At 64.0% G+C, this 3,876-nt stretch carries 4 protein-coding genes; 1 reads left to right on the forward strand and 3 read right to left on the reverse strand.

Going from position 1 to position 3,876, the window contains the following annotated elements; all coding sequences use genetic code 11:
* Positions 1-21 precede the first annotated feature (21 nt).
* Complete coding sequence (locus ACQ4OD_RS26185; RefSeq protein WP_102682772.1) at positions 22-546, reverse strand: DUF962 domain-containing protein; 525 nt, start codon at positions 544-546, stop codon at positions 22-24.
* A 92-nt stretch (positions 547-638) separates the two neighbouring features.
* On the opposite strand from ACQ4OD_RS26185, the gene ACQ4OD_RS26190 reads away from it, so the two are divergent.
* Positions 639-1,325, forward strand: a complete 687-nt coding sequence (locus ACQ4OD_RS26190) for a Crp/Fnr family transcriptional regulator (RefSeq protein WP_198755306.1) — start codon at positions 639-641, stop codon at positions 1,323-1,325.
* Here the strand turns inward: ACQ4OD_RS26190 and ACQ4OD_RS26195 are convergent.
* Together ACQ4OD_RS26195 and ACQ4OD_RS26200 are read right to left on the reverse strand one after the other, a co-directional pair.
* Positions 1,225-2,208, reverse strand: a complete 984-nt coding sequence (locus ACQ4OD_RS26195) for a LysR family transcriptional regulator (protein WP_430945206.1) — start codon at positions 2,206-2,208, stop codon at positions 1,225-1,227. The genes ACQ4OD_RS26190 and ACQ4OD_RS26195 overlap by 101 nt on opposite strands.
* A 181-nt stretch (positions 2,209-2,389) precedes the next feature.
* On the reverse strand, positions 2,390-3,643 hold the full coding sequence (locus ACQ4OD_RS26200) for an OprD family porin (RefSeq protein ID WP_430945207.1): 1,254 nt from the start codon (positions 3,641-3,643) through the stop codon (positions 2,390-2,392).
* Positions 3,644-3,876 lie beyond the last annotated feature (233 nt).

Below are 3,876 nucleotides of genomic sequence, written 5' to 3' on the forward strand. Positions count from 1 at the left end.
GCGACTTGCCCCGCGATTACTTCACACGACTGCTTTCTTCTGGCGAACGGCGACAGGCCCGGCATTGGCCTCCACGGCCTTTTTCAGTTCGCCACACAAGCCAGCCATGAACGCCAGCTCCGCCACCACGAACAGCGGCCCGACGATCAGCCCGCTCAGGTCATCGACGAATGCCGGCTTGCGCCCTTCGTAGGCATGTCCGACGAACTGGATGATCCACCCCACCACGAACGCACCTAGCCCGGCACTCAACCACAGCCCGGTACTCTGCACGGCCAGTGCCTGGCCGGCCCATAGGCACAATCCCAGCAGCAGCCCCATCACCAGGCCGAAGCGCAGGTCCAGGCGCAGGTAGAACCACACCGACCAGAGCGCCAGCAGCAGCGCTGGCGACAGCCACAACCCCGCCACGTCCCAACCTGGGCGTGACAGCAGCACGGCCACGGCCAGCACGATCAGCGGAATGCCGATGAAGTGGGTGGCGATGTTCCGTGGATCGCGGTGGTAGGCCGCGTATTGACTCAGGTGCTCGACGAGGTTTTTCATTGTTGTTCCTCCATCAGGGGTGAGCACAGCTTGCCCCTGTTCATTCATCGTCGTCTGTCGCCTGGCCGACAGAGTTCGCTTTGCGAGGTGCCATGCACGATCCGCGCACTCAACTGCTGCATGGCCAATGGTTCCGGCAATTGCCCGTTACCGTTCAGGATAGTCTGCTGGCCCTGGGCCGTCCGCGTGAACTGGCAGCGGGGCAGCGTCTGTTCCAGCGCGGCGATGCGCCGTGTGGCCTGTATGCGGTACTCGAAGGGGCGATGCGGGTCGGAGCGGTCAGCAGCGCAGGCAAGGAGGCGTTGCTGACGCTGGTCGAGTCACCCCATTGGTTCGGCGAGATCAGCCTGTTCGATGGCCAGCCGCGCACCCATGACGCCTATGCCGAGGGGCCGACACGCCTGCTGTGGATTCCCCAGGCGCCGTTGCTGGAATGGTTGGCGTTCCAGCCAGAGCACTGGCGCGACCTGGCCCTGCTGATGAGCCAGAAGTTGCGCTGGGTGTTCGTCGCCCTCGAGCAGCAGAGCCTGCTGGCCGCCGCGCCGCGGGTGGCGCAGCGCCTGTTGCAGATGGCCGAAGGCTACGGTGAGCGCGATGTCGCCCAATGGCGGTTGCAAGTGTCCCAGGAACAGTTGGCCCTGATGCTGTCGCTGTCGCGCCAGACCATCAACCAGATCCTCAGGAGCCTCGAACAGGCCGGCGTGGTGCGCCTGGGCTATGGCGAGGTGGAGATTGTCGATGCGCCACGTCTGCGGGCGATGGGGCAGTATCAAGGCTGACCAGGGTATCGATCATCGCCCGCGCCGCCGGTGACAGGCGATAACCGCTGCGGCTAACTACCCCGCAGCGCACGCTGAGCACTTCCATGCCCGGCGGCAGGTTGCGCCAGTGCAGACGCACCAGATGGCCGGCGGCCAGGTCCTCGGCCACTGCTTCTTCGCTGGCCGTGCCGATGGCGTCGCTGGCCATTACCACGTTGCGCAGCACTGCCAGGTGTTCGGTCTGCAGGTGCGGGGTGAAGTCATTGCGCCCGCTGAGGTTGGCCAGGCGTTTGCGCACACCGGGAGCGAGCAGGGCGCTGGCCAGTGGGTAGGTGAACAGGTCGTTGGTCGACAGGCTGTCCTTTGCCAGCAGCGGGTGCCCGGGACGGCAGAAGAACAGGCCTGGACGCGGGGACAGTGCCTCGGTGTGGAAGTAGGGATCGGCCTCGAAGGGACGTACGTCATCGACGAAGAACTCGATCTGCTCGCGACGCAGGGCCTGGCCCAGGCGCTCGGCGTTGTCCACCAGCAAGTCGGTGCGGATGCCGGGATGAGCCCCGATAAAATGTTGCAGGGCCTGGGGCACCAGGCGCACGGCCAGGGCCGGGCCGCTGCCGAAGTGCAGCTCTCCGGCATCGAGCTTGGTCATCTGCAGGACGTCGTGGTTCAGTTGCGCGGCGCCCTGGACCAGGCGACGGGCATGTTGCAACACCACTTGGCCCTCGGGGGTGGGGGGCAATGCCTTGCTGGCACGATCGACCAGGGCGCAACCAAAGGTATGTTCGAGGTTCTGGATTGCGCGGCTGAAGGCGGGTTGGGTGATGCCCATGGCATCGGCGGCGCGGACGAAACTGCGGTATTCGATGAGGGCGATGAAATAGCGCAGTTGGCGGAGGTCCATGCTCGGGCTCTGGTGCGGGGATCAGAGCTTGGTTTTAGCGGCTTGTTACATATAGCGTCAAAGAATGTTATTTGATTTGTATATGTCTTCTGGTTATTTGTCGGACGGCAGGTCCCATCGCGGGCAAGCCCACGCCGCTCCTGCATTGTGCAGGCGTGAGCGGGCTTGCCCCGCGATGGCCTCAAAGGAGATTGAACGGATAGCTGACAATCAAGCGGTTCTCATCGAACGCGTTGCTGCTGAAATCCCTGCGCATGGTCGAATTGCGCCACTTCACCGACAGGTCCTTGAAGGTCCCGGCCTGCACCACGTAGGCCAGCTCGGTCTCCCGGGCCCATTCCTTGCCATCGTCCACCCCTCCGGCATGCACGTTGTCGCCTTTGATGTAGCGGTTCATCAAGGTCAGGCCGGGGATGCCGACGGTGACGAAATTGAAGTCGTGACGCAGTTGCCAGGAGCGCTCCTTGGCATTGTCGAAGCTGGCGTTGTAACTGTCGTTGGCCAGCGTGCCGCCACTGGTGCCGTTGACGCGCATCCAGGCGTCATCGCCACTGATCTTCTGCAGGCCGATATAGAAGGTGTGGCCTTGATATCGCGCCGAGAGCATGGCCGAGACGGTGCGGTTGTCCAGGTCGCCGGCGCGGGCGCTGCCATCCTCCTTGCCGAGGAAGTAGCCCAGATTGGCGCCCAAGGTCCAGTCGCCCAACGGCTGGCTGTGCACCAGGTTCAGATACTGCTGGCGATAAATGTCTTTTAGCCGGGCATCCCACAGGCCGACCATCGTGCGTTTGTCGTTGAAGCTGTATTCGCCGCCGGCGAAGTTGAAGCGGTCGGAGGTGATACCGGCGCGCCCCTGCATGAACATGTCTTCCATGCTCGCATCGTTGCGCGGGCTGTTGCCGCGGAACTGGCCGGCGTACAGGGTCAGGCCGTCGATCTCCTTCGAGGTGAGCTGACCGCCGCGGAACGTCTGCGGCAGCGAGCGGCCATCGTCCGAACGCAGGATCGGCAGCACCGGCATCCACTCGCCGACTTTGAGTTCGGTCTGCGACAGGCGCGTCTTGAACGCCACCCCCAGGCGGCCGAAATCATCCGCCGGGCGACCATCGTCATGCACCGGCAGCAGGTGGGTGCCGGCCGTGCCCTTGCCGCCATCGAGCTTGACCGAGTACAGCCCCAGCACATCGATGCCGAAACCGACGGTGCCCTGGGTGAAGCCGGAGCGGGCGTCGAGAATCAAGCTCTGGGTCCATTCCTCGGCCTTGCCCTGGGGGTTGCCCGGGTCGACGAAGTTGCGGTTGATGTAGAAGTTGCGCAGGTTGAGGCTGGCCTTGGCGTCGTCCAGGAAGCCACCTTCGGCGGCCACGCCGGGCAGGGCGCAGGACAGGGCCAACAGGCCGGGCAGCAGCTGGCGTGCGGGTTGCAAAGTGCTCATCTGTCGTGGATCTCTTGTTTTTATTGGGCGAGCCGGGTCGCTGCGGGTGTGGCCGCAGGGGTAGGCATCTTTAGAGAGAACTTGTGCAACGTTGCGCAGGCGATGGTGCGGGGGAGGGTGGGGGCTAGGCAATTCGTGGATCGCGGAACGGGGCGATTATCGAACGTAATGTTGATCGACTGGCATCGCGGGGCAAGCCCGCTCCCACGCGATTCTCCAGGTTGAAGAGCAAC

Source organism: Pseudomonas sp. WC1, assembly GCF_050586565.1.
Taxonomy (GTDB): Bacteria; Pseudomonadota; Gammaproteobacteria; order Pseudomonadales; family Pseudomonadaceae; genus Aquipseudomonas.

Coding starts and splice junctions, on each gene's coding strand:
- ACQ4OD_RS26190 (WP_198755306.1), top strand. CDS start 639: ATGCACGATCCGCGCACTCAACTGCTGCATGGCCAATGGTTCCGGCAA.
- ACQ4OD_RS26200 (WP_430945207.1), bottom strand. CDS start 3,643: ATGAGCACTTTGCAACCCGCACGCCAGCTGCTGCCCGGCCTGTTGGCC.
- ACQ4OD_RS26185 (WP_102682772.1), bottom strand. CDS start 546: ATGAAAAACCTCGTCGAGCACCTGAGTCAATACGCGGCCTACCACCGC.
- ACQ4OD_RS26195 (WP_430945206.1), bottom strand. CDS start 2,208: ATGGACCTCCGCCAACTGCGCTATTTCATCGCCCTCATCGAATACCGC.